Annotated in this window: 4 protein-coding genes; 1 reads left to right on the top strand and 3 read right to left on the bottom strand. The window is 41.4% G+C overall.

The features are described 5' to 3' along the window. On the top strand, positions 1-456 hold a 456-nt coding region (locus ACKX2L_RS11385; RefSeq protein WP_497553313.1), incomplete at its 5' end, for a transposase. Positions 457-1,272: 816 nt separating this feature from the next. Here the strand turns inward: ACKX2L_RS11385 and ACKX2L_RS11380 are convergent. From ACKX2L_RS11380 to ACKX2L_RS11370, 3 genes are all read right to left on the bottom strand, one after another. Further along, positions 1,273-1,698: a hypothetical protein gene (locus ACKX2L_RS11380; RefSeq protein WP_497553312.1), complete on the bottom strand. Its 426-nt coding sequence runs from the start codon at positions 1,696-1,698 to the stop codon at positions 1,273-1,275. 66 nt (positions 1,699-1,764) lie between these two features. Beyond that, positions 1,765-2,232, bottom strand: a complete 468-nt coding sequence (locus tag ACKX2L_RS11375; protein ID WP_497552167.1) for a low molecular weight protein-tyrosine-phosphatase — start codon at positions 2,230-2,232, stop codon at positions 1,765-1,767. A gap of 239 nt (positions 2,233-2,471) precedes the next feature. Beyond that, the gene (locus ACKX2L_RS11370; RefSeq protein ID WP_497552166.1) at positions 2,472-3,155 is read right to left on the bottom strand and encodes a uracil-DNA glycosylase family protein; all 684 of its coding nucleotides are present in this window, start codon (positions 3,153-3,155) and stop codon (positions 2,472-2,474) included. Positions 3,156-3,858: the final 703 nt, after the last annotated feature.

Here is a 3,858-nt window from a genome sequence, read left to right as displayed (position 1 = left end):
CAGGAAAATGTTCATAAGCTGTCCTGCTTCATCGGTGTAAAGACTGTGACAGCTTTGGCTGTGCTTACAGAGGTCGGCGATTTCAAACGGTTTGCTTCTGCCCAACACTTTGCTTCCTACATCGGACTTACACCCGGAGAGGATTCGAGCGGTGACGATCAGAACCGCCTTGGGATTACCAAAGCAGGGAATCGCCATGTGCGTTCTTTGCTGGTAGAAGCAGCACAGAGTTACAGCCGCGGACAGATTGGATTTAAATCCAAAGCGCTCAAAGCCAGGCAGGCTGGAAATTCACCGGAGGTCATAGCCTATGCGGATAAAGCCAACGAACGCTTACGGAGGAAGTACTACCGCATGGTTCTTAAAAGCAACAAGAAAACCAATGTGGCAAAAACTGCTGTTGCCAGGGAACTTGCCTGCTTCATGTGGGGCATGATCACCGGCAATGTCGGTTGAGGTATCACATCGCGCTGTCAGCGTCAAGACCAAGCCGCCTGTGGCGGTGCTCCGCAGCCTTGACCCTGCCATCCCGCTGAGGTAGTGGGCAAACAAGCCGTTGTAAGCCGGCTTACGCCGTTTCCAACGGCACGTAACTACTAACACCGGAGACATCCTGAAAGAGCTTTAGACTCTTCAAGGTTTGAGCTATCTACGATAAACCTATGTTGGCACTTTCGTGATCCACGCTTTTAGACGGTAGAGCTCACGGCGGACCATTGACCTGTCGGTAGGGAGAGCAATCTCCTGAATCCACGTATATCAGAGTGGCCAATGCCGGGAACTGATACCCTAAAGCTCTTTCATGATGCCTTCGGTTACAAAAGAATAAGTTTGTGGTGATTCTTGTTAATTTGCCTCTTGACAAAGGTCATTACATATCAGATTTCAATATTTTCTGAAATGTAGTCAGTGACTACACGTCAAGGCAAAAAACTGCAGGCCACTTAAGACCTGCAGTCTCTGTATGCGTTTTCAAAAAGTCCACCGTTACTATTTCAAACACTTACTAAGCTCTTCATATTTCTCTATAAAAGGATCATCTTCCGGCATGTTAACGGTACCTGTCACCAGATATTATTATCACAAAAAATAGGCACATCAATAAATATCATCACATTTTATGAGGCACTTTAATCGTTTATCTCACATTTTATTACTGTGAAACTATTCGTGAATTGAAAAAGTCACTTGTGGTCACGATGACCAGAAGTGACTAAGCAACATTTCCTAGTATTCTTTTTTGTTGTATTCATTTAGGAACTTGCGAATTTCTTAATATCCCTCGTTTACGACATTCCACATATCATTTTCATATTTCAATTCGATTGAGCGATGTGGATCTACTATTTGCCCATCCTTCTTACAAACCACATCAAAAATGACATGTTCCTTAGATTTCGTCGTTGCTTCCACTGACACTAATTTAAATACAGTGTTCGCGTAATAATTCTTTACTGCTTCTTCTGGGCCATTTGCCTCACCCCAATTGATAGGAGTCTCTAATTCCGATCCGTCCGCTTTATCATCATTTTCATCTTGATTTACAACTTCACTATCATCTTGCTCAGATACAATTTTCTCTGTTTCAGTATTCTCGTCTGTATTTGAATTAGACGTATTCGTTTTACTTTGCCCACAAGCAGCTACAGTCATACACGTCATGATCATCATTACTAATACAACAAAGCGTTTCCTCATAATTTACCCCCTCCTAAAATACGATTATTCCGGCAAGGACTCAGGTAATTCAAATATCAGCTTGGTCTAGATTTGCGAAGCTGATATCAAGGATTCAAGTAAGGCCTCGCAGCCCTCTGTGATCTCATCTACGCACAGGGCAAACTTACGAGTGTACCAAGGGTCCTCAATCTCACGACTAACGTCACCGGTGTATGACATGAGATAATGCACCTTCTCCTCTGGGTCTCCACCTAGCATCCGATCGAGATAATAGAGATTCTCAGAATCCATAGCAATGATATAATCCCACGCGTCATAATCACTTCGCTTCACCTGTCTGGCGCGGTGATTACCAATTGGAATTCCGCGGTGCTCCAACTCAGCTCTCATGGGAGGATAAATTGCATTCCCGATTTCCTCTGTTGAGGTTGCAGCAGAATCAATCTGGAACTCTGAACTCAGTCCTCTCTTATCTATCATATCCTGCAGGATATAGTGTGCACTTACGCTTCGGCATATATTGCCGTGGCAGACGAATAGTACTCGTATCAACTCCAAAAACCTCTGTTGTTCCTAGATTTTTCAGTATTATACGCCACCTAACGGCAGATTCATTGTCTCGCTTTCATGGCATATTTTTTCATATATTAGCATATTTTTGTCAGCAAAAGTTGCAAAAAAAGTTGCAAATTTGAATGGAACGAGTCAGCCTGAATATGATGATAAGGCATGCTAATTTGTAAAAAAATAGCCAAACCTCATATGTATTAAGGCTTGGCTATTTTTTACTTTTACAACTGATTCATAATCAGTTCTTTAATCTCAAAATCTTTACCTATGTAACACCATCTGCTTGGATGAGGTGCATAGATTATCTTTTTATTTTTAAAGTATTCAGCATTACCAGACACTATTCTCTTAAATCTAGGCTCAGCAGTTTTTCCCAGTACAACAATATAAGTCCCTTTATAATTTGATAAGACCTTAGTCATCCATTTCTTAGTACATTTATAACAAGACTCACGAACTCCTATTTCCTTTTTTGATTTGCAATGAACAATTTCTGTTGCACAAATGCTTGCATCAAGACTATCATCAATTAGTGACTTCTCCAATAACCATGATGCTATCTTTCGCATACATTGCCAAAATTTTACCTTATTTTTGTTCTTTTGATAATAGTCATTTGAAACAGAAAACCTGTCATAATGAAATTTATAGATATCATTATCGCACCACTCATCAGTTGGATAGTCCTCATCAAAATCAATTGATGGATTTGAACCTACAAATAATACAGCGGCTTTTTCAATGTTACCATTCCAAGGTTCTGGGTGTTGAAAAACTTTTCTTTGATTTTCAATATATTGATAATGAACTATTTTATAACAAGGATGATTGCTATCTTCCTTTGCTCTTTCTACTTCATCACAATTAGAAATACTCATCATCAAGTTTTTTGGATTATTAATCATAATTCCAAATCCCTTTTACTTCCATATCGGACTGTTATCTATAATAAGTCTTTCTGCAGCCATTCTACCTACCTGAAGAATCCGGAGCCCGTTGAGCACCCTGTCCGGTGCAACTGAGCCACCACTCCGTTATTAACTGAGCCACCATTCCGGCGATAATTGAGCCACTTTTGTTTGAGACTCCTACAATGATGACAAATGCAATAGTGCGTTGAGATTCATTCAAAGGAGGTCACAGAAGTGACGAACTACAGAGAAATCCTCTGGCTGAAAAGCCAGGGGTACAGCGAGAGAAATATAGCTCTTCGACAGGATCGTTCATGATGCCTATCGGATCGACATCGAGCCAGTCGATCCAACCAAAGACATCTCTATGAGGGAAGTCTATGGTCTACACAAGTAATCGCGACGGAGGTGGCTCAGTTCCTTCCGGACACCTGGCTCACCCGCCACCGGAAGGGCGGCTCCGCCGCACCGGAATATTCACTACCTTTTTTAACGCATCGATGCACCTCAATACATTTATAACAAATTTCTCAATCACTACATAACCTAATAATTCGTTTAATGAACTTTGAAAAGTAAGCGAGTTATCTTAGGGCGTCAGCCCTAGAAGAACACCGCTATTTCAGAATAGATCTGAAACGGCGGATTCTATTTTCATTCACATCAGATTTTCAATGGGTGTCCGGCAGACCCGCTC

The organism is Porcibacter vitabionis, assembly GCF_046263795.1.
Lineage (GTDB): Bacteria > Bacillota > Clostridia > Lachnospirales > Lachnospiraceae > Lachnocurva.
The sequence above is the reverse complement of the archived record's forward strand: the minus strand, read 5'-3'. Positions and strand labels throughout refer to the sequence as shown.